Raw genomic sequence first — 20,170 nt, 5'->3', positions numbered from 1 at the left:
ATGGTCTACGTGCTGAAGCGCCTCGGACAGGGTCTCCTGACCGTGTTCCTCACCGTCTCGGTGGTCTTCATCCTCATCCGTCTCGCGCCCGGCGACCCCGCCGTCGCCTATGCCGGTCCGCTCGCCACCAGCGCCGAGCTGGCCAAGGTCCGAACCCAGTTCGGCCTCGATCAGCCGGTGCTCGTGCAGTACGGCACATTCCTCAAGGAGCTCGTCACGGGCAACCTGGGCACGTCGTACTCGTTCCAGGCCCCGGCGCTCCAGGTGGTGCTCGAGCGGCTCCCGTTCACGCTGACCCTCGCCTTCGCCTCGATCCTCCTCGCCGCGCTCGTCTCGATCCCGCTGGGCGTCTGGATGGCCCGTCGCACCGACACGAAGAAGGAACTCGGCGTCAACGTCGTGTCGATCGCCGGTCAGTCGATGCCCGACTTCTGGATCGGCATCCTTCTGCTCAGCCTCTTCGCGATCGTCTTCCCGATCCTGCCCGCCTCCGGGTTCGCCACCTGGGCGGGCCTGATCCTGCCGACCGTCACCATCGCCATCCTTCAAGTGGCTCTGATCTCGCGTCTCGTCCGACGGGAGATGGCCACGAACTTCGCGTCGCCCTACCTGACGATCGCCCGCTCGCGGGGCGTCTCCGAGCGGACCCTGACCTGGAAGTACGCGATGGGCAACTCCGCCATCCCGGTGTTCACGGCGCTCGGCACCCGGTTCGCCGCGATGTTGAACGGCGTCGTCGTGGTCGAGGTCGTGTTCGGCTGGCCCGGCGTCGGCTCGCTCATCGTCCGGGCCCTCTCCACCCGCGACTACCCGCTCATCCAGGCCACCGTGCTGGTGACCGCCGTCCTCGCCGTCGCCGTCCAGCTCCTCGTCGACCTGGCGTACCCCCTGCTGGATCCCCGCGTGCGACTCGGAAAGGCGAACGCATCATGACCACTCCCGGAGTCACCCTCACGCCCGGCCCGTCCGGTCCGGTCACGCCGTCCGCCCGGGCGAGCGCCCTCGACCGCAAGCGCGTCAAGTACTCGGAGGCCGCGAGGCGTCGGTCGGCCTCACGTCTCAAGCTCTGGATCGGGGCCGTCTGCGCCCTCGTCGTCATCGTGCCGATCGTCATCGCGCAGCTCCTACCGCTCGCCGACCCGAACGCCCAGGACCTCGGCGACCGCCTCGGCGCACCCCTCGTCGCCGGCCACCTGTTCGGCACGGATCAGCTCGGCCGCGACCTGCTCTCCCGCGTGCTCCACGGCGGGCAGGTGTCGCTGGCCATCGGCGTGCTCGCGGTGGTCGTGTCGGGCCTGATCGGAGTGGTCCTCGGCTCCATCGCGGGGTTCTACGGACGCTGGGCGGACGTGATCATCTCCCGCCTGCTCGAGGCGCAACTGTCGCTGCCGCTGCTGATGATGCTGCTCCTCGTCGTCGCCCTGTTCGGCCCGAGCATCCCCGTCATCACCTTCGTGATCGCCATCGCCCAGTGGCCCGAGGTGGCCCGCCTCACCCGATCGCTGGTGCTCGTCGAACGCGAGAAGCCCTACGTGGCCGCCGCCCGCACCCTGGGGCTGCACCGGATGCTGATCCTGCTGCGTCACGTCGTGCCGAACGTCTTCAAGCAGGCGAGCCTCGTGATCCTTCTCCTGCTCGCGCAGGCCGTGCTCCTCGAGAGCGCGCTCAGCTTCCTCGGCGCCGGACCGCAGCGGCCCTTCGCCACCTGGGGAAGCATCATCTCCGACGGCCAGGACTACATCACCACCGCCTGGTGGATGGTGACCGTGCCCGGCCTGTTCATCGTGCTGCTCGTCGTCGGAGTGAACCTCCTCGGGGACGGCCTCCGTGACCGCCCCCGCCGGACCAAGGGCCTCGTCGCCCTCCTGAAGGGAACGAAACGATGACCGACACCGAACGCCTCCTCGACGTCCGCGACCTCATGATCGAGCTGATCACCACCAACGGCATCGTCCGAGCGGTCGACGGGGTGACCTTCCACATCGACCGCGGCGAGACCGTCACGATCATCGGAGAGTCCGGCTCCGGCAAGTCGACGACCGCCATGGGCGTCCTCCAGCTCCTGCCCGACGACCTGGCAGTGCTGTCCGGCCACGTCGAGATCACCGGCATCGACATGCTGGCCGACCGGAAGGCGATCCGGAAGGTCCGCGGCCGCACGATCGCGCTGATCCCGCAGGACCCGATGACGGCCCTCAGCCCCGTCCACTCCATCGGCGGGCAGCTCTCGGAGGCGATCCGCATCGCGGGCGCCGCCTCCGGCCGCACCGCGGTCGAGGCCCGGGCCGTCCGCCTCCTCGAACAGGTGCACATCCCCGAGCCCGAAGCGGTCCTGGCCAAGTTCCCCCACCAGCTCTCCGGCGGGATGCTCCAGCGCGTCCTCATCGCAGCCGCCCTCGCCTGCGAGCCGCAGCTGATCGTCGCGGACGAGCCCACGAGCGCCCTCGACGTCACCGTGCAGGCGGGCATCCTCGACCTCCTCCTCGAACTCCAGGAGCAACGGGGGATCGGAATCCTGATGATCACCCACGACCTGGGCGTCGCGCGACTCGTCTCCGACCGCATCCACGTCATGAAGAACGGCGTGTTCGTCGAGTCCGGCGACGTCCGCCAGATCGTCGAGCATCCCGCCGAGCAGTACACCGCCGACCTCCTGGCCGCCGTGCCCACGCTCGGCGACTGGGACGAGACCATCGCCCATGCCGTCGACACCCTGCCCGCTCCGCGCGACCACGCCGACGCTCGCGCCGGTGCCTCTGCCGGAAGCCACACCGATTCGAAGGAGCCCGAACGTGCCTGACACACCGACCGGCGTCATGCTCTCCGTCCAGAACCTCTCCGTCGACTACGCCGTCAAGGGCGGCACCACCCGCGCCGTCTCCGACGTCTCGTTCGACGTGCCCCGGGGAGGCACCCTCGCCATCGTCGGCGAATCCGGGTGCGGCAAGTCGACCATCGCGAAGGCGATCATGCGTCTGCTCGAACCGGCCGAGGGGCGGATCCTCCTCGACGGAACCGACATCGCGCACCTGTCGGAGCGCAGGCTCCGGCCGCTGCGTCACTCCTTCCAGATGGTCTTCCAAGACCCCTACGGCTCGCTCGACCCCCACCTGACCGCCCGCGACATCGTCGCCGAGCCTCTCAAGAAGAAGGGCATGCGCTCCGCCGCCGAACGAGCGACCGAGGCGGCCCGCCTCATCGACCGCGTGGGCCTGCCCTCCACAGCCCTCGAGCGCCGCCCGAACGAGTTCTCGGGCGGCCAGCGGCAACGCATCGGCATCGCCCGCGCCCTCGCCTCGAAACCCGAACTCCTCATCTGCGACGAGGCCACCAGCGCCCTGGACGTCTCGGTGCAGGCCCAGGTCCTGGCCCTCCTGCGCGAGTTGCAGCAGGACGAAGGCCTCACCTACCTCGTCATCTCCCACAACCTCGGCGTCGTGCAGGAGATCAGCGACTCCGTCGTCGTCATGCGTCGCGGCGCGGTCGTCGAACAGGGCGAGACCGCCGACGTGCTCACCGCCCCCACCGAGGACTACACCCGCCGCCTCCGTCGCGCGGCGCTCGACCCGTCCACCATGAGCGGTCTCAAGCCGCGCCACCTCGTCTCCTCCCTCGCCCTCGGAAAGGCCTCATGACCCCGCGACTCGTCCTCGGCACCATGACCTTCGCCGACACCGTCGACGAGACCACGGCCCGGGGGATGCTCGACACGGCCCTCGACCACGGCGTCACCGAGATCGACACGGCCAACGCCTACGTCGGCGGCGCCACCGAGGAGATGCTCGGCCGTCTCCTCGACGGACGCCGCGACCGCGTCACGCTCGCCTCCAAGGCGGGCATGCCGCACCCCGACGCCGGACCGGACGGACCCCTCTCGGCCACCGCCCTCCGCGCCAGTCTCGAGGGCAGCCTCCGCCGCCTCGGCACCGACCACCTCGACCTCTACTACCTGCACCAGCCCGACCGGAGGACGCCCCTCGAGGAGACCCTCGGCACCATCGCGGAGTTCGTCGCCGAGGGCAAGGTCCGGGAGCTCGGCGTCTCCAACTACGCCGCCTGGCAGATCGCCGACGTCGAGCGCGTCGCCGCCGCGGTCGGAGCCCCGAAACCGGTCGTCGCCCAGCAGCTCTACAACCTCGTCGCCCGCCGCGTCGAAGAGGAGTACGTCGAGTTCGCCGCCGTCCACCACCTCGACACCATGGTCTACAACCCTCTCGGCGGCGGCCTCCTCACCGGGCGCCACCACTTCGACGCCCCACCGGCGGACGGCCGCTTCGGCGACTCCAAGCTCGCGGCCATGTACACGCAGCGCTACTGGAACGAGCAGCTCTTCACCGCCCTCGAGGCGATGGGCGCGCTCGCCGCGGAGGCCGGCCTGTCGCTGGTCGAGGTCGCCTTCCGCTGGGTCGCGTACCGACCGGGCGTCGCCGCCGTGCTGCTCGGGGGCTCGCGCGAGTCGCAGGTCTCGGGCAACATCGAGACCGTGCGGAAGGGGCCCCTGCCCGCCGACCTCGTCGCGCGGCTCGACGCCGTCGGCGAAGGCCTGCGCGGCCCGAGCCCGGCCTACAACCGCTGACCGCGCATCCCCCGTCTCTCTCTTCACCCACCGAACCGGAAGCAGGACCCATGACCTCCGCCGTCGCCACCGAATTCGCCCGAGCGATCCGAGCCCGCGAGCGACTCGTCGGCTACTGGATCACCCTCGACTCCCCGCCGTCGACGGAACGCATCGCCCGGCTGGGCTACGACTACGTGGCGTTGGATGCCCAGCACGGCCTCTTCGGCTACTCCGGCATGATGCACGGCCTGCTCGCCATCGACGCCGGCGCCACCTCGGCGGGACTGGTGCGGGTCGAGGCCAACGACATCACCCCGATCGGCAAGGCGTTGGACGCGGGCGCCGTCGGGATCATCGTGCCGCTGGTCGACACGGCCGAGGACGCCGCGTCGGCGGTCCGCAGCGCGAAGTACCCGCCTCGAGGGGGTCGCTCGTACGGCCCGATGCGGTCATCGTTGCGCGTCGGGCCGATCCCCGGCGACTCGAACGACACCACGCTCGTGTTCGCCATGATCGAGACGCCCCAGGGACTGGCGAACGTCGAGGCGATCGCCGCGACTCCCGGGCTCGACGGGCTGTACGTCGGGCCGAGCGACCTGGCGATCGCCGTCGGAGCGGCCTATCCGGGCGATCCGTCGGTCGACGACGAATTCGAGGAGGCCTTGGTGCGCGTCGCCGCTGCTGCGGAGGCCGCCGGGATCGCGGCCGGCATCCACACTCCGCACGGCGACGTCGCCGCCCGCCGCCTCGGCGAGGGCTACACGTTCGCCACCGTCGCCGGCGACCTCAACCACCTGGAGATCGCGGCGCGCGAGCACCTCGAGCGCGCCCGCGGTTGAGCGGACGCGCCCTGTGCTACTCGTCCTGCTCTCCCGGATCGCGCTCAGTTCGTCGCCCGGCCGCCCGCTTCTTCAGCGCAGCGATACCGGCAGCCATTGAGCACGACCCTGCAATGAGTACGACGATGCCGAGTGCGTGACTCCGGCCGCTGAAAGCGGCGAAGCCGAGCCAATAGAGCACGAGTGCAACGGGGAGCCAGAGCGGGCTGCGGCGGGCTCGGAACGCCCGGATCAGCGCGGAGCGGAGGTTCGACATTCGATCACACTTCCGCCGCGGACGTCGTACCAGTAGAGCTGTCGATTATTGGAACAGACGCCGTGCTTGTGGACGCAGGAGACGCCGACGCTGACGACGGCCCCGGCCAGGGCGCACGCTACTGCCCCGACCCCCGGTATGGCACAGATGGCCGCCGTCAATGCTCCCGCGATCACGACGTTGGAGAGTGTGTTCTGATCGAACTGATTGAACGAGAACCAGTACCCGCTCGAGGTTCGCCCTACTCCGAGTCTTGCGTGGGGGTCGACTGGTGCTGGAGTCACTTCTTCAGGGTCCGTCAGGGTGAGGAGAACTCCCTGGGGGAGATGAAAGGTCGCGCGCCTCGACCCATCCACGTCCGAGTACTCACGCTGAAGTCCTGTGGCGTCGAACTCCCGGAACGCTTCCTCCAGCTGGTCGGGAGTGAAGGTTGGAGCGTTCGGAATCACCGAGCTCTGATCCGGCCTAGGGGCGGAGTGGGCCGAACTTGCAGTCGCGGGTGTCAGGCTCAGTGTCGCTGCGCCGCAAGCCAGGGCCGCGGCAAAAGACATGCTTTTCAGAATCGTCATCGTTTCCTCTCTCTGCGCACGGTGCGCGTGGTGTGGAAGCATCATGACAGAAATTAAACTTTCATGTTTGTATTTCAGTTCCTGCGGATTCTCGCAGAGTGAGACGGGCGCCCTGCCACCACGGCCCGCCCCAGGCCACACTTGAGCCATGCGAATCGATGAAGCTTCGGCAGTGTTCAGCGTCCTCAAAGAGCCCCTCGGCCCCCGCCCGGCACCGGCGCCGCGAGACGGCGGGGTGGCCACGGTCGAGAAGACCCTCGCCATCCTCGAGGCGGTCGCCGAGCGCGGAGGAGCCACGGCTCGCGAGGTCTCGGAGGCCCTCGGCTTCCCCCTCCCGACCGTGTACCGCCTGCTCCAGGCGCTGGTCCAGAGCGACTACCTCGTCCACCTCACGGGGCAGCACCGCTTCGAGCTCGGCTACAAGCTCGACCGCCTCGGTGTCAGCCTGCACCGCCAGATCGGCATTCCGACCACGGTCCGCCAGGAGGTCGCCAACCTCCACCGCCTGACCCAGACGGCCGCCTACTTCGCCGTGTACCGCGGGGCCGACGTGGTCGTCGCCTACGTGGTCGACTCGCCCGCGCATCCCCGGCTCACGCCCTTGAATTTCGGGTTCCACGAGGCGACGCACGCGACGGCGTTCGGCAAGATCATGCTCTCGGGCATGTCGAGCGAACAGCGCGACCAGTACCTCGACGTGCACGGCATGGGGCGGCTGACCGACACGACGAAGACCGACCGGTCCCTGCTGTACGACGAGCTCGCCCACGTGGCGTCGAGCGGGGTGGCCTGGGAGATCGAGGAGTTCGTGCCCGGCATGACCTGTGCCGCCACCGCGGTGCGCAACGCCGCGGGCATGATCGTCGGCTCGGTCGCGATCAGCGCGCCGTCGGCGGAATTGTCCGAACGGCGGCGGCACGAGGTGGAGAGGCACCTGCGCGACTCCTCCAACGTCGTCAGCCGCTACTACCGCTCGGGTGCGCTGCGGCGGGCCAGCACCGCCACGCTGTAGGTCGCGGCGGGGCCGGTGGGTCGCTCGCACTGAAGTCTCGCGCACGGGCGCCCCGCAGCGGCGCGCACCGCACACGCGCGCCCCGCGCACCTCGGTGCCGCGCACCCGCACCCCGGTCCCGCGGAGCCGCACCCTCCGCACTTGTTTCGACCCCTTGTCCTGCGGGGTGCCGTGCGGTTCCCGGGGTGCTCTTCCCTCTCGCCGGGCACCTGCACCCCGTCCCGCGCACCCGCACCCTGCGCGGCGGAAACGCGCGCACCCGCACCGCGCGCACCTTGGTTCCGCGCACCTGCACCCCGGTCCCGCGGAGCCGCACCCTCCGGACCTGTTTCGACCCCTTGTCCTGCGGGGTGCCGTGCGGTTCCCGGGGTGCTCTTCCCTCTCGCCGGGCACCTGCACCCCCGTGCCGCGCACCCGCACCCTGCGCGGCGGAAACTCGCGCACCCGCACTGCGCGCACCTCGGTTCCGGGCACCTGCACCCCGGTCCCGCGGAGCCGCACCCCCCCCCGCACCCCGTCCGAATTCGCGAGTGATCTGCCCCGTGCAAGCGGTTGCAGCAGTAACCAGCGGGGTCGGCCGGCCGAATCACTCGCGAAATCGGAGCGATCCCGCACCGATCGCAGACCCTGCTCCGACGGCACCCGCTGCACACGCCGAAGCGGCGACCCTCCCGAAGGAGAGCCGCCGCCGCGAACCGTGAAGCGAAGTGCCGTGAAGCGAAGTGCCGTGAAGTGAAGTGCCGTGAAGCGAAGTGCCGTGAAGCGAAGTGCCGTGAAGCGAAGAGCGAGAGCGGGGGATGCCCTACTTCGCCTCCCACCAGGGCGCGATCACTGCGCGAGCCAGCGTGTGACCGCTCATGTTGAAGCCCAGGAACGCCGGGGTGGCCGATGCGTCGATGCCGAGGGTGTCGACGTCGAGAGCGTGCACGGCGACGAAGTACGTGTGCTTGCCGTGGCCGGCCGGGGGAGCGGCGCCGAGGTAGTGGGCCAGGCCGCCGTCGTTCTTCAACTGGAACGAGCCCGCCGGCAGGCCGGATCCGGCGGCATCGCCGGCACCGGTGTCGAGCGAGGTCGTCGACGCGGGCACGTCGACGACGGCCCAGTGCCAGAAGCCGGAGCCGGTGGGGGCCGAGGGGTCGTAGACGGTGATGGCGAAGCTCTTCGTCTCGGGCGGGAAGCCCGACCAGGACAGCTGCGGCGAGACGTCCTCGCCGCCGGCCCCGAAGATGCCCGAGACCTGCGCGGTGGGGAGCTCGGCGCCGTCGGAGACGTCGGTCGAGGTGAGTTCGAACGACGGGACCTCGGCGATCTGGTCGTAGGGCGAGGTGGTTGCGGTCGTGCTCATGATGGTTCCTTTCGAGGAAGGTCGATTCGGTACAGGCAACACCCGTCGACTGACGGGCGGATGGACGGGTCAGATGCCGCCGGTCTTCAGCTGCTGGGCGATGTACTCCGCCTGGCGGATGGCGAGGGCGACGATCGTCAGCGTCGGGTTCGCCGCCGCCGACGACGTGAACTGCGAGCCGTCGCTGACGAACAGGTTGGGCACGTCGTGGGCGCGGCCGTTCTTGTCGACGACGCCGTCCTGCGCGTTCTCGCTCATCCGTGCGGTGCCGAGGTTGTGGGTCGACGGGTACGGGGGAGTCCGGTGCGACGAGACCGATCCGACGGCGTCGTAGAGGAGTTCGGCCTGCTGGTAGCCGTGGTTCCGCATCGCGACGTCGTTGGGGTGGTCGTCGAAGTGCACGTTCGGCACCGGCAGGCCGTTCTTGTCGGTGACGGACGAGTTGAGCGTGACCCGGTTCGACTCCTGCGGGAGGTCTTCGCCGACGACCCAGAGGCCGGCGGTGCGGACGTAGCCGTCGATGAGCTTGGTGAACTCGCGGCCCCAGGTGCCCGGCTCGCCGAAGCTGGCGAGGAACGCCGGCCCGAGAGAGATGGTCTCCAGGTAGTAGCCGCCCGCGAAGCCGCGGTCGGGGTCGTGGCGGGATTCGTCGGCGATCACGCCGGCCATCGTCTCGCCGCGGTACATGCGCACCGGCTGCTCGAACTGGGCGTACACCGACCCGGTCGTGTGCCGCATGTAGTTGCGGCCCACCTGCCCGGAGGAGTTCGCGAGGCCGTCGGGGAACATCGGCGAGGCGCTCTGCAGCAGGAGCCGGGGCGTCTCGATCGAGTTGCCCGCGACGCAGACGAGCGCCGCCTCCTGACGCTGCAGGTCGCCGTTCTCGTCGAGGTAGAGCACGGCGTCGACGCGGCCGTCGGCGTCGTGGGTGATCTGGACCACGTGCGAGTCGGCGCGGAGGTCGAGGAGCCCGGTCTCCAGCGCACGCGGGATCTCGCGGACGAGCGTCGACCACTTCGACTTGTTCTTGTCGCCCTGGAAGTTGAAGCCGTCCTGGATGGAGGCGGGACGCCCGTCGTACTCCTCAGCGTTCGTCGCGTACGGGCCGGTCGAGTAGTGCTTGTAGCCGATCCGTTCCGCTCCGTTGGCGAAGACCTTGTAGTTGTTGTTCGCCGGGAGGGGCTTGCGGCCGTGGACGTGCGTGGATCCCATCGCGATCTCGGCCTTGTCGTAGTACGGCTCGAGTTCGGCCAGGGTGATCGGCCAGTCGAGCAGGTTCGCCCCTTCGAGACGGCCGTAGGTCGACCTGACGGCGAACTCGTGCGCCTTGAAGCGCGGCGTGGCACCGGACCAGTGGGTCGTCGTGCCCCCGACGGCCTTCACGATCCAGGCCGGCAGGTTCGGGAAGTCGCGCGCGATGCGCCATGATCCCGACGTCGTCCGCGGATCGAGCCAGGCCATCTGATTGAAGGCCTCCCACTCGTTGTTCACGTAGTCGTCGTTCGTGAGGTAGGAGCCGGCTTCGAGCACGATGACGGGGATGCCCTGCTTCGTCAGTTCGTAGGCGAGGGTCCCCCCACCCGCCCCGGATCCGACGATGACGACGCTCTTCGTCGAGTGCTCGATCGGCTTGCCGTGCTGACTCATTTCTGTGCCTCCGCGTGCGCGAGGGATCCGGCGGTGGAATTCGTGGATCCGGGCTGGGTATTGGTGTCGGACTCCGTGGAGGCGGCGCTCTGCGATCCGCCGTGAGCCGCATGCGTCGGACGCAGCGGCACGGACGAGGCGATCTCGACGATCGGCTCGCCTTCGTAGGTCTCGATCCGGGGTTCGGGCAGCCAGTCGAGGTCGTTGAAGCCGCGGTCCACGTAGCCGCCCTTCTCGACCGACGAGCCCTCGTAGCCGACGGCCTCCCAGACCTCGGGGTCGTCGTACAGGTTCAGCACGGTGGTGCGGCGGATGAAGCCGAAGAACTCCGTGGACTCGATGCGACGCAGGACGCTGGTCGCGGCGTCCTCGTCGAGGTCGCGGAAGTCCCCGCCGGCCAGGTGGGCCAGGGTCAGAAGGCCCTGGGTGAGGGCGACCCGGAACCAGGTGCTCTCCTCGGCCGCCTTCAGGATGGTGTCGGCGGTGCGCTCGTAGGGGCCGTCGGGGAACGAGTCGTGGGGGAACGCGACCCGGATGACCCGGATCAGCGTCGACCGCGCCTCGTCCGTGAGCGCCGTCTCGTTCAGGGACGGGTACTTGGCGGGAAATGCCATTTCAAGCTCCTTCGCTTGAGGGGTGGATGGGGTGTGGATTTCTCGGGGTGTCCCAGGGGCTAGGGGACGAGGATGCCTCGGCCGATGAGGCGGCCGGCGTCGAGGTCGGCGATCGCGTCGTCGAAGTTCGCGAGCGGGTAGGTCTGCGTGTGCAGCTTCACCCGGCCCTGGGCGGTGAGCGCCATCAGCTCGACGAGGTCGTTGTAGGTGCCGACGAGGTTGCCGACGACACTGATCTCGCGGGAGATGATCTCGATGGTGTCGAGCTCGACGCGACCGCCGTAGCCGATCACGTAGTGCGAGCCGCCGTTGTGGATCAGCTTCGGCGCGAGCTTCTCGGCACCCTTCTCACCCACGAAGTCGAAGGCGATCTGCGCGCCCCCGCCGGTGATGTCGAGCACCTGCTTCTCGACCGTCGCGTCGTCGGTCGCCAGCACCGTGTGGTGAGCGCCGAGCTCCTTTGCGAGCTCCAGGGCCTTCTCGCTGCGGTCGACCACCGTGATCTCGGCACTCGTGATCGCGGCGAGCGACTGGATGCCGATGTGCCCGAGGCCCCCCGCGCCCTGAACCACCGCGTGGGTGCCCGGGAACAGTTGCGAGGCCGCCTTCCGCACCGCGTGGTACGCCGTGAGCCCGGCGTCCGCGAGAGCCGCGACGTCCTTCGGCTCGAGGCCCTTGTCGAGCTTGACGACTGCGCGGGCGTTGGTCTTCAGCAGCTCGGCCATGCCGCCGTTCGCGTTCAGTCCCGGGAACGTCGCGTTCTCGCAGTGCGAGTCCTGGCCGACGCGACAGGCGGGGCAGAGGCCGCAGCTCGTCAGCGGGTGCATGATCACGGTGTCGCCCACGACGACGTTCGTCACGGCGCTTCCGACTTCGCGCACCCACCCGGCGTTCTCGTGCCCGAGGATGTACGGCAGCGACGGGTGCTGGATCGCCTCCCACTGCCCCTCGATGATGTGCAGGTCGGTGCGGCAGAGACCGGCGGCGCCGACGTCGACGATCACGTCCCACGGCCCGGTGATGGTCGGCTCCGCCACGCTGTCGAGCGTGGGCGTCTGGTCGTAGTGATGAAGCTGGACTGCCTTCACGGGTTCCTCCTCGTCGAGGTGTTCGTTCGTGTCTCCATGGTGGTCGCGGAGCCTGACAGCTGCCATCGCGTTTACCACGGAGTGAGAAAACAGCGTCTCCGGATTCGGTAGGGTCCGGGCATGGCTCCACACCTCCCCGAGACGACGCCCGTCGTCGGCATCCCCGGCACCCTCTGCTCGCCCTCGATCTTTGCGCCGCTCGAGCACGCGCTCGCCTCGGACACCGCCTTCGACGGCATCGACTGGATGACCGGAACCGGGCCGTGGGATCTCGCGAGCGTCGCCGATCGGATCGCCACGGGCATCCCGCGCTCCGCCCCTGCCGTCGTGGTCGGCCACTCGACCGGCGGCGCCATCGCCCTGCAGCTCGCTCTCGACCACCCCGACGCCCTCGCCGGGCTCGTGCTCGTCGACACCGGCGCGCACATGAACGACCACGGCGACGTCGGCGCGATCATCGACGCCCTCCGCGAGAACTGGGGCCCGGAGCTCTGGGCGTCGGTGCTCGACCGCTCGTTCGCAGAACCCCTGCCGCGGGATGCCCGGGCCGGGTTCCTGGAGTACGCCGCGTCGACCCCGCGACAGTCCGCCCTCGACGTGCTCACGAGCCAGCGGGCGACCGACTGTACGTCCCGCCTCCGGCGCCTCACGATCCCGGTCGCCGTCGTCCACGGCCGCCTCGACCCGACGCGCACCCTGGCGCAGGCCACCGCGTTCGCCGGCGGGTTCCCGGACGCATCCCTCACCCTCCTCGACTGCGGCCACACGCCGGTCTTCGAGAGACCGACCGAGACGGCGGCCGTGGTGCGTGGCGTGATCGCTGCGGCCCGGGAGCGGGCCAGACTCTGACCATGTCCTCGTTCCAGACCGACGTCCGCAGCCAGACCTCCCGCATCCGCCTCGTGGTGATGCTCGTCGTCGGGGTGATCGGGGTCGTCGTCGCCTACCTCCTCGGCGCCGGGAGCATCTCCATCGTCATCGGATGGGCGGCGGCCTGCGCCGTCTTCCTCATCTGGGTGTGGGCGGTGGTGGGTCGTTTCGACGGAGACCGGACGCGCACGCACGCCAAGCGCGAGGACCCGTCACGGCCGACGAGTCACCTCCTGCTCGTGCTCGCGAGCCTCGGAAGCCTCGTCGTCGTCGGGATCACCGTGGTGGAGGCGTCCGACAGCAAGGGGGTGCAGGCCGGGCTCCTCGCCGGGCTCGCCGTCGTCAGCGTCGTGCTCTCCTGGTTCCTGGTGCACACGCTCTACATGCTCCGCTACGCCGTGCTCTACTACTCGGGCGACAAGGAGGGCGGCATCGACTTCAACCAGGACGAGCGGCCCGACTACCACGACTTCGCCTACGTGGCCTTCGACCTCGGCATGACGTTCCAGATCAGCGACACGACGGTGACCTCGAGCGTGATCCGCCGGGTCGTGACGAAGCACTGCCTGCTGTCATACCTGTTCGGGTCGGTGATCCTCGCGACGCTGATCAACCTGGTCGCCGGCCTGTAGTCGCGGCGCCCGTCGGTGGCCCGACTAGTGCGAGAGCAGCGCGATCACGAAGAACGGGCCGTCGTCGTCGTGCTGGATGTTCGCACTGCCGGTGAAGTGTGCGAAGTCGCCGGTGCCCGTGCCCGGCACGATGTTGCCGAACGACCCCGAGTCGCTCGGCGTCTGCATCGCTCCGTGGTGCACCGTGAAGGCCCCCTGCCGGCCGTCGTCGAGCGTGCCCACGATGCGCTCGACGGCGAGGTAGCCGCGGCCGGTCTCCTCTTCGCCCGAGCTCAAGAACACCAGGTCGCTCTTGCCGGTCAGGCCCGCCGTGAACGTCTTGTGCATGGCGAGACCCGACGCCCATCCGTCGCGCACCCCGGGGAGGTCGAAGGGCGTGGCCGCCGTCACGTCGAAGCGGGCCTTGATCGTCTCCACGATGTCCATCCCGCAACGCTACCCGGTGGGGGATGCACGTCCCGTGTCGCCGCTCGGACGTCGGTGGCCCGTGGCAGGCTCGCCCCATGGATGGAACCCTGGTGGTCGAAGTAGTCGAAGTGGTCTCGACGGTCATCGCGTTCGTGGCGCTCGCGGTGTCCTTCTGGTTCTCGCGTCGACAACTCCTGCTCCAAGAGCAGCAGGCCAAAGACGCCCAGAAGCAGGCCGAGGCGACGGCGGCGCAGGCCGCCGAGTCGAACCGCGAGGCGCAGGCGGCGGCGCGGCGGGCGGCGGCGTCGGCGGCGCTCACCATCGACGACCTGAGCCGGATCGCGGGGGCGTTGGAGCAGTTGGCGGCGCATCCGGGGTCGGCCGGTCCCGCGCATCCCACCGGCTTCGAGGCTCGTACGGCGGTGCCCGTGGTGGCGTGGTCGCTGACACCCGACGGCCCGGGTCGGTTCCGTCTGGCCAACACCGGCACGGCGACGGCGCACGACGTCTGGGTCGGGGGTGCCGCGAGTCTCGACGGCCCGCACGGCATCGCGCCCGGCGCTTCTCTCGCGCCGGGGGCGGCGGCGACGTTCACCGCGACCGTTCTGCCCACGACGACCGACTCGACGCTCACGGTGACCTGGGCCGACACGACCGGCTCCTCCGAGCGGCGGTCGTGGCGGTACCCGCTGCCCGGGGTGTGAGCGGCAGCACGCGAAAACCCTCCGTTTCGGCAGGAACCCGCCGTCTGAACGACGGGTTCGTGCCGAATCGAAGGGTTTCGGTGGAGAGACCGCTTACGAAGCGGAATCGAGCCGGGCGAACTCGTCGTCGCTCAGCTTGATCGAGGCCGCGGTGGCCGAGTCCATGATCGACTGCGGGCGTGACGCCCCGGGGATCGGGATCACGGTCGACGACTTCTTGAGCTCCCAGGCGAGCGTCAGCACCTGCGGGCTGACCCGGCGGGCGTTGGCGATCTCGGCGAAGACGGCGTGGTTCGTGCCGAGGTCGGCCGCGTTGGTGATGCCGCCGAGGGGGCTCCAGGGCAGGAACGCGATGCTCATCTCGTCGCAGAGTTCGAGCTCGGGCGTCGACGACAGGAACTTCGGCGAGAACTGGTTCTGCACCGACACGAGCCGGTCGTCGAGGATCTCGTTCGCCTGCTTGATCTGGTCGACGTTCGCATTCGAGATGCCGGCCATCCTGATCACGCCCTCGTCGAGCAGCTCGACGAGCGCGCCGATCGAGTCGGCGTAGGGGACCTTGGGGTCGGGTCGGTGGAACTGGTAGAGCCCGATCGCGTCGACTCCGAGGCGCTTGGCCGACGCCTTCGCGGCCTCCTTGAGGTGTGCGGGAGAACCGTCCTGGTCCCAGCCGCCGTCCTTGGCGTGGGCGCGGGTGTGGCCGCCCTTGGTGGCGATGAGGATGTCGTCCGTGTTGCCGTGCCACTCCTTGAGCGCCTCGGCGATGAGGATCTCGTTGTGCCCCTCGTCCTCCGGCTTCCCGGCGAGGCTGTAGGCATCGGCCGTGTCGATGAACGTGATCCCCGCCTCGAGGGCGGCGTGGATCGTGGCGATCGAGCGCGTGCGGTCGGGGCGGCCCTCGATCGACATGGGCATGCCGCCCAGGCCGATGGCGCTGACCGTGACGTCTCCGATGGTGCGTGTCTTCATTCGATTCCTTACTTCGTGGTTCGTGACTGCGGTGTCGAGGCAGCGAGAGCGTGGGATGCGCGGCTCACCACGCGTAGTCCTCCGGCGCCGTCTTGTGGCCGGGGAACAACTCGTCGAGCTTGGCGAGCGCGCTGGAGTCGAGCTTCACGTCGACGGCCGCGACGGCCGAGTCGAGCTGCTCCATCGTGCGCGGGCCCGTGATCGGCCCGGTGACGCCCGGCTGGTGCAGGAGCCAGGCGAGAGCGACCTCGCCCGGGGTGTGGCCGAGCTCCTTGGCGAAGGCTTCGTAGGAGGCGAGCTGGTCGTGGTGCGTCTCGATGAAGCTCTTGTGGCGGTCGTCGAGTCGGCGGCTGCCCGACTCGGTCTTGTCGATGATCCCGCCGAGGAGTCCGCCCTGGAGGGGCGACCACGGGATGACGCCGAGGCCGTAGTGCTGCGCGGCCGGAAGCACCTCGAGCTCGATCTCGCGCTGCAGCAGGTTGTAGATCGACTGCTCGCTCACCAGGCCGACGAAGTGCCGCTGCTTCGCGGCCTCCTGCGCCTGAGCGATGTGCCAGCCGGCGAAGTTGCTGGAGCCCGTGTAGAGGATCTTGCCCTGGGCGACGGCGACCTCCATCGCCTGCCAGATCTCCTCCCAGGGGGTGGCCCGGTCGACGTGGTGGAACTGGTAGAGGTCGATGTGGTCGGTCTGCAGGCGCGTGAGGCTCGCGTCGAGGGCCCGACGGATGTTGAGGGCCGAGAGCTTGCCCTCGTTCGGCCAGTCGCCCATGTCGCCGTACAACTTCGTGGCGAGCACGGTCTTCTCGCGGCGTCCGCCGCCCTTGGCGAACCACCGGCCGACGATCTCCTCGGTGGCGCCCTTGCCCTTGTCCTGTCCGTACACGTTGGCCGTGTCGAAGAAGTTGATGCCCGACTCGTGGGCCTTGTCCATGATCGCGTGCGAGTCCTCCTCGGTCGTCTGCGGACCGAAGTTCATCGTGCCGAGGATCGCGCGGGAGACGGAGAGGCCGGTACGGCCCAGATGCGTATAGTCCATGCTTCCTGCCTAGACCCCTCCCAGCGGGCATGTCCATCGCGTACAGGAAGCTGCCACACTCCGTGGCGCCTCCGTGCATGTGTCGTGCGTACGATCGACGCATGACGACCGAATCGGAGCCTCAGGCGCACGTCCCGGTCGTCCACCACCGCCTCCGGAACACCCGTGTGGCGAAGCGAGCCCGGCTCTTCCGGGCGCGATTGAACCTCTACCCTCGGCTCCGCACGGCCTACAAGGTGGTGATCGGGGTCTTCGGGTTCCTCGTGATCATCGTCGGGATCATCATGATCCCGCTGCCCGGGCCCGGCTGGCTCGTCGTGTTCCTCGGGCTCGCCATCCTCGGCACCGAGTTCCCGGCGGCGCATCGGCTCAACATGTGGGTGCAGCGGAGACTGCACGCGATCTGGGCCTGGATCCGCGGAAAGCGGGCCGCTCGCGTCGCCAAGCGTCAGCAGCGGCTGAACGCGCGTTGACCAGGTCTTCCTCGGTGCTCGTCCGCCGTCCGGCCGACCGCGGGGCGTACCCCCAAATCGGGTGAAGATCGCTCATGAGCATTCCTGAAACGCGTCGGGGTTCGTAGCCTCGGAAGTGCCACGGATGGCGTTCAGGGGAAAACAGGACGTCGTCCCGTGACCTCCCTGATCACACCCACCCGAAGAGGCACACCCATGTCCACTGCAAGTCACGCAGCGACGACGCGCCCGAAGCGCTCGCGCAAACCCTTCATCGTCATCGCGGCTCTCGCCCTGCTCCTGGTCGGCGGCGGTACCGGCGCCTACGCGTTCTGGTCGATCACCGGGACCGGTACCGGCTCCGCAGCGACGGGCAACCCGGCATCCACCCTCACCGTGAACCAGACCAGCTCCGTCTCCGGAATGGGCCCGGGAGCGGCGGCTCAGACGCTTTCCGGAACGTTCTCCAACCCCAACTCGGGCCCGGTCTACGTCACGAACGTCGTGGTCGGGACGATCACGGTGCTCAACGCGCAAGGCGCCGTCGCCACGGGATGCGACTCCACGGACTTCACCGTCGCCGGCGGCACGATGGCAGTCAAGGCCGAGGTGCCTTCGGGGAGCTCGAAGGGCGCTTGGACCGGCGCCACGGTCGCGTTCAACGACAAGGCGACCAACCAGGACGCCTGCAAGGGCACCACGCTGAGCATCGCCTACACGTCCAACTGACCCTCCTACCGACCCCAGACCGATGAAGCACTCCCGCCGCCGAGCCCGCCGAGCGCCGTCCGCGCTGCGCCGCGGCGCGCTCGGCGCGGCGGTCGCTGCGGTCGTGGCCATCGGCGCCGGCGCTCTGCTCGTCGGCCCGGCCGCGTTCGGTTTCTGGACCCAGACCGGCGCCGGGTCCGGAGCGGCGACGTCGGCCGTGACCTCCGCGGTGACGCTCTCCCCGGGCGCCGGCGGGGGCGACCTGCTCCCCGGCGGCTCCGGCACGGTGACCACGGTGGCGGCGAATACGGCGACGACTCGAGCCCACGTCGTCGCCCTCGTGGTCGACACCTCTCACGGAACCAACGGCTTCGCCGTGGACGCGGCACACAGCGGCTGCGACACCTCCGTCCTGGCCTTCCCGAACCAGACCCATGGCGGATCCGGCTGGGACGTCGGGGCGTCGTCCTCCGTCACCATCACGATTCCGGCGTCGGTGACCATGACGACGGCTGCTGCCGCCGCCTGCCAGGGCGCCTCGATCACCGTCTACCTGAAGGCGTCCCAATGATCCGCGCCGGGCACCGTCGCCCCTCGCTCGATCGACGACGCGGACCCGTGCGTCGATCGACCTGGGTCGCCGTCGCGCCACCGGCCAGACCTGCCGCCCAGGCTCCCTGGCGAGTGCGGACGGCCGTCGTGGCCGTCGTCGGAGTCCTCGTCGGCGCGGCGCTCGTCGCCAGCCCTGCTGCAGCCTTCTGGAGCGCCGTCTCGACGGGAACCGGTTCGGGCAGCGCCACGACAGCGACGGTCGGACGCGGTGTTGCTCCCACCGCCACCGTGTCGCAGGCCTCGATCAGCGTGAGCTGGTCGGCCGCCACCGCCTCCACCGGCAGCGCGGCCACCGGCTACACCGTCGTCCGATACGACTCGAACGGGGTGGCGCAGACCCCGCTCGCCTCCTGCGCCGGGACCGTGGCGGCGACCAGTTGCACGGAGACCGGGGTTCCCGACGGGTCGTGGTCCTACACGGTGACGCCCCGCTACCAGAACTGGGTCGGCACCGAGGGGCCGAAGAGCACGGCCGTGCGGGTCGACACCACGCCTCCCGTCAACCACCTGAGCATCGTCAACGTCACCGGTGGAGCGATCCTCACCGGCACCACGCTGTGGTACCAGGGCACTTCGGCCGGATCCTTCAACGTCTCGAACGCGGTCACCGACTCCGGATCCGGGCCGGGCGGCAGCAACACGGGCGCGCTCCCCTCCCAGAGTCAGTGGCAGCACACGGCCGACTCGGTGTACATGCCCACGGGCGGCCCCTACGTCTCCTCGGTCTTCAGCTGGGCGGCCGTCCCCGCCGGCACGGCCTCCCAGTCGTTCGGCGTGGGCATCGAAGGGGGTGACGTCGCCGGCAATCGGACCCCGACCACCATCGACTTCCGCCCCGACGTCACGGCTCCGACCGGTGCCTCGATCAGCTACGCGAATGGCACCGGGTACGGCAAGACGGTCCCGATCACCCTCGGCGCCCCCTCCGATGCCGAGTCGGGAGTGAACCCGACCGCGAGTGTCTTGCAGAGTGCGGCGGCGTCGCTCGGTCCCGACAACAGCACGTGCGGCACATACAGCGCGTTCGCCACGATTGCCACCAACCCGGCGACCACCACCAGCGCGACCGTGGCCCCCGGCTCCTGCTACCAGTTCCGCTACGTGGTCGCCGACCGCGTCGGCAACTCGGCCACGGCGACCAGCGCGAGCGTCGTGAAGGTGCCCGGCTACGCATCGACGGTCCAGGCGACACCCGGCCTCCTCAGCTTCTACCGCCTCTCCGAGACGGGGACCGCGACCACCATCGCCGACTCCCAGACGCCCGCGAACCCCGGCACCTACGTCGGATCTCCGACTCTCGGGACTCCCGGAGCCCACGCCGGCGACCCCTCGACCGCCGTCACGTTCGACGGCGTCGACGACTACGGACACGTCACCCGGCAGATCTCCGACGACTTCTCGATCGAGTTCTGGTTCAAATCCACCCAGGGGCTCGCCTCCGGCACCAACTGGTTCAACGGCGCCGGTCTGGTCGACGCCGACGTGTCCGGCACCAACAACGACTTCGGCACGGGCCTCTTCTCGGACGGTCGCGTCGCGGTGGGCACCGGCACGCCGGACGTCTCCGCCATCTCGCCGAACTCGTACAACGACGGAGTCTGGCATCACGTCGTCATGACCCGGACCCGGTCGACGGGGAGCATCGTCCTCTTCGTCGACGGAGCACAGGTGGCCACGGCGACCGGCGGCACCCAGTCGCTCACCAGCCCGACCGAGATCGACTTCGGGCGCCTCGCCAACGACAAGGGCAACTACTACCGGGGCTCGCTCGACGACATCGCGCTGTACACGAGCGCCCTCACTCCCGCGCAGGTGCTGAGCCACTACCAGGCGGGTTCGCCCTGACCCGGT

The 20,170-nt window shown here is 69.5% G+C and carries 23 protein-coding genes; 14 read left to right on the top strand and 9 right to left on the bottom strand.

Going from position 1 to position 20,170, the window contains the following annotated elements; translation table 11 throughout:
• From ABEA39_RS16355 to ABEA39_RS16330, 6 genes are read left to right on the top strand one after another with little or no spacing between them, the layout of a single operon-like run.
• The gene (locus ABEA39_RS16355; protein ID WP_345377023.1) at positions 1 to 933 is read left to right on the top strand and encodes an ABC transporter permease; all 933 of its coding nucleotides are present in this window, start codon (positions 1 to 3) and stop codon (positions 931 to 933) included.
• Positions 930 to 1,886: an ABC transporter permease gene (locus ABEA39_RS16350; protein ID WP_345377022.1), complete on the top strand. Its 957-nt coding sequence runs from the start codon at positions 930 to 932 to the stop codon at positions 1,884 to 1,886. Before ABEA39_RS16355 ends, ABEA39_RS16350 begins: the two co-directional genes overlap by 4 nt.
• Entirely contained in the window at positions 1,883 to 2,800 is a 918-nt protein-coding gene (locus tag ABEA39_RS16345) for an ABC transporter ATP-binding protein (protein ID WP_345377021.1), read from the top strand. The genes ABEA39_RS16350 and ABEA39_RS16345 overlap by 4 nt, the downstream gene beginning before the upstream one ends.
• A 16-nt stretch (positions 2,801 to 2,816) precedes the next feature.
• Positions 2,817 to 3,635 (top strand): ABC transporter ATP-binding protein, encoded by an 819-nt coding sequence (locus ABEA39_RS16340; RefSeq protein ID WP_345377185.1) that lies wholly within the window; start codon positions 2,817 to 2,819, stop codon positions 3,633 to 3,635.
• Positions 3,632 to 4,576 carry an aldo/keto reductase gene (locus tag ABEA39_RS16335; protein ID WP_345377020.1) on the top strand — a complete coding sequence of 315 codons (945 nt, stop codon included), beginning with the start codon at positions 3,632 to 3,634 and terminating at the stop codon, positions 4,574 to 4,576. The genes ABEA39_RS16340 and ABEA39_RS16335 overlap by 4 nt, the downstream gene beginning before the upstream one ends.
• A gap of 50 nt (positions 4,577 to 4,626) precedes the next feature.
• Complete coding sequence (locus tag ABEA39_RS16330) at positions 4,627 to 5,397, top strand: HpcH/HpaI aldolase family protein (RefSeq protein ID WP_345377019.1); 771 nt, start codon at positions 4,627 to 4,629, stop codon at positions 5,395 to 5,397.
• Positions 5,398 to 5,413: 16 nt separating this feature from the next.
• Here the strand turns inward: ABEA39_RS16330 and ABEA39_RS16325 are convergent, their stop codons facing one another.
• Entirely contained in the window at positions 5,414 to 5,653 is a 240-nt protein-coding gene (locus ABEA39_RS16325) for a hypothetical protein (RefSeq protein WP_345377018.1), read from the bottom strand.
• A gap of 717 nt (positions 5,654 to 6,370) precedes the next feature.
• On the opposite strand from ABEA39_RS16325, the gene ABEA39_RS16320 reads away from it, so the two are divergent.
• Positions 6,371 to 7,234 carry an IclR family transcriptional regulator gene (locus ABEA39_RS16320; protein WP_345377017.1) on the top strand — a complete coding sequence of 288 codons (864 nt, stop codon included), beginning with the start codon at positions 6,371 to 6,373 and terminating at the stop codon, positions 7,232 to 7,234.
• A gap of 586 nt (positions 7,235 to 7,820) precedes the next feature.
• Here the strand turns inward: ABEA39_RS16320 and ABEA39_RS18855 are convergent.
• The 5 genes from ABEA39_RS18855 to ABEA39_RS16300 all read right to left on the bottom strand — a co-directional run bounded on the left by ABEA39_RS18855 (position 7,821) and on the right by ABEA39_RS16300 (position 11,928).
• Entirely contained in the window at positions 7,821 to 8,033 is a 213-nt protein-coding gene (locus ABEA39_RS18855; RefSeq protein ID WP_425556994.1) for a pentapeptide repeat-containing protein, read from the bottom strand.
• Between the two features lie 3 nt (positions 8,034 to 8,036).
• Positions 8,037 to 8,579 carry a YbhB/YbcL family Raf kinase inhibitor-like protein gene (locus tag ABEA39_RS16315; RefSeq protein WP_345377016.1) on the bottom strand — a complete coding sequence of 181 codons (543 nt, stop codon included), beginning with the start codon at positions 8,577 to 8,579 and terminating at the stop codon, positions 8,037 to 8,039.
• Positions 8,580 to 8,648: 69 nt separating this feature from the next.
• The gene (locus ABEA39_RS16310) at positions 8,649 to 10,226 is read right to left on the bottom strand and encodes a GMC family oxidoreductase (protein ID WP_345377015.1); all 1,578 of its coding nucleotides are present in this window, start codon (positions 10,224 to 10,226) and stop codon (positions 8,649 to 8,651) included.
• The gene (locus ABEA39_RS16305) at positions 10,223 to 10,840 is read right to left on the bottom strand and encodes a hypothetical protein (protein WP_345377014.1); all 618 of its coding nucleotides are present in this window, start codon (positions 10,838 to 10,840) and stop codon (positions 10,223 to 10,225) included. The genes ABEA39_RS16310 and ABEA39_RS16305 overlap by 4 nt, the downstream gene beginning before the upstream one ends.
• A 59-nt stretch (positions 10,841 to 10,899) precedes the next feature.
• Positions 10,900 to 11,928 carry an NAD(P)-dependent alcohol dehydrogenase gene (locus ABEA39_RS16300; RefSeq protein WP_345377013.1) on the bottom strand — a complete coding sequence of 343 codons (1,029 nt, stop codon included), beginning with the start codon at positions 11,926 to 11,928 and terminating at the stop codon, positions 10,900 to 10,902.
• Between the two features lie 120 nt (positions 11,929 to 12,048).
• On the opposite strand from ABEA39_RS16300, the gene ABEA39_RS16295 reads away from it, so the two are divergent.
• Both ABEA39_RS16295 and ABEA39_RS16290 read left to right on the top strand, forming a co-directional pair.
• Positions 12,049 to 12,777 carry an alpha/beta fold hydrolase gene (locus ABEA39_RS16295; protein WP_345377012.1) on the top strand — a complete coding sequence of 243 codons (729 nt, stop codon included), beginning with the start codon at positions 12,049 to 12,051 and terminating at the stop codon, positions 12,775 to 12,777.
• Between the two features lie 2 nt (positions 12,778 to 12,779).
• Complete coding sequence (locus tag ABEA39_RS16290) at positions 12,780 to 13,430, top strand: DUF1345 domain-containing protein (protein ID WP_345377011.1); 651 nt, start codon at positions 12,780 to 12,782, stop codon at positions 13,428 to 13,430.
• A 24-nt stretch (positions 13,431 to 13,454) separates the two neighbouring features.
• Here the strand turns inward: ABEA39_RS16290 and ABEA39_RS16285 are convergent, their stop codons facing one another.
• Positions 13,455 to 13,856, bottom strand: coding sequence for a DUF3224 domain-containing protein (locus ABEA39_RS16285; protein WP_345377010.1), 402 nt, complete (start codon positions 13,854 to 13,856; stop codon positions 13,455 to 13,457).
• Positions 13,857 to 13,933: 77 nt separating this feature from the next.
• Between ABEA39_RS16285 and ABEA39_RS16280 the strand changes: the two genes are divergently transcribed.
• Positions 13,934 to 14,542 carry a hypothetical protein gene (locus ABEA39_RS16280; protein WP_345377009.1) on the top strand — a complete coding sequence of 203 codons (609 nt, stop codon included), beginning with the start codon at positions 13,934 to 13,936 and terminating at the stop codon, positions 14,540 to 14,542.
• Positions 14,543 to 14,635: 93 nt separating this feature from the next.
• On the opposite strand, the gene ABEA39_RS16275 is transcribed toward ABEA39_RS16280, so the two are convergent.
• Together ABEA39_RS16275 and ABEA39_RS16270 are read right to left on the bottom strand one after the other, a co-directional pair.
• Complete coding sequence (locus ABEA39_RS16275) at positions 14,636 to 15,511, bottom strand: aldo/keto reductase (protein ID WP_345377008.1); 876 nt, start codon at positions 15,509 to 15,511, stop codon at positions 14,636 to 14,638.
• Between the two features lie 64 nt (positions 15,512 to 15,575).
• Entirely contained in the window at positions 15,576 to 16,547 is a 972-nt protein-coding gene (locus ABEA39_RS16270; protein WP_345377007.1) for an aldo/keto reductase, read from the bottom strand.
• A 101-nt stretch (positions 16,548 to 16,648) separates the two neighbouring features.
• Between ABEA39_RS16270 and ABEA39_RS16265 the strand changes: the two genes are divergently transcribed.
• The 4 genes from ABEA39_RS16265 (at position 16,649) to ABEA39_RS16250 (ending at position 20,164) form a co-directional block, all read left to right on the top strand.
• Positions 16,649 to 17,020, top strand: a complete 372-nt coding sequence (locus ABEA39_RS16265) for a TIGR02611 family protein (protein WP_345377006.1) — start codon at positions 16,649 to 16,651, stop codon at positions 17,018 to 17,020.
• A gap of 195 nt (positions 17,021 to 17,215) precedes the next feature.
• Entirely contained in the window at positions 17,216 to 17,728 is a 513-nt protein-coding gene (locus ABEA39_RS16260) for a hypothetical protein (protein ID WP_345377005.1), read from the top strand.
• A 22-nt stretch (positions 17,729 to 17,750) separates the two neighbouring features.
• On the top strand, positions 17,751 to 18,278 hold the full coding sequence (locus ABEA39_RS16255; RefSeq protein ID WP_345377004.1) for a hypothetical protein: 528 nt from the start codon (positions 17,751 to 17,753) through the stop codon (positions 18,276 to 18,278).
• Positions 18,275 to 20,164, top strand: a complete 1,890-nt coding sequence (locus ABEA39_RS16250; RefSeq protein ID WP_345377003.1) for a LamG domain-containing protein — start codon at positions 18,275 to 18,277, stop codon at positions 20,162 to 20,164. The genes ABEA39_RS16255 and ABEA39_RS16250 overlap by 4 nt, the downstream gene beginning before the upstream one ends.
• Positions 20,165 to 20,170 lie beyond the last annotated feature (6 nt).

Origin of the sequence: Frondihabitans cladoniiphilus (assembly GCF_039544345.1) — a bacterium.
Taxonomy (GTDB): Bacteria; Actinomycetota; Actinomycetes; order Actinomycetales; family Microbacteriaceae; genus Frondihabitans; species Frondihabitans cladoniiphilus.
Note: the sequence above shows the minus strand (reverse complement) of the source record. Positions and strands in the feature narration are given on the sequence as shown.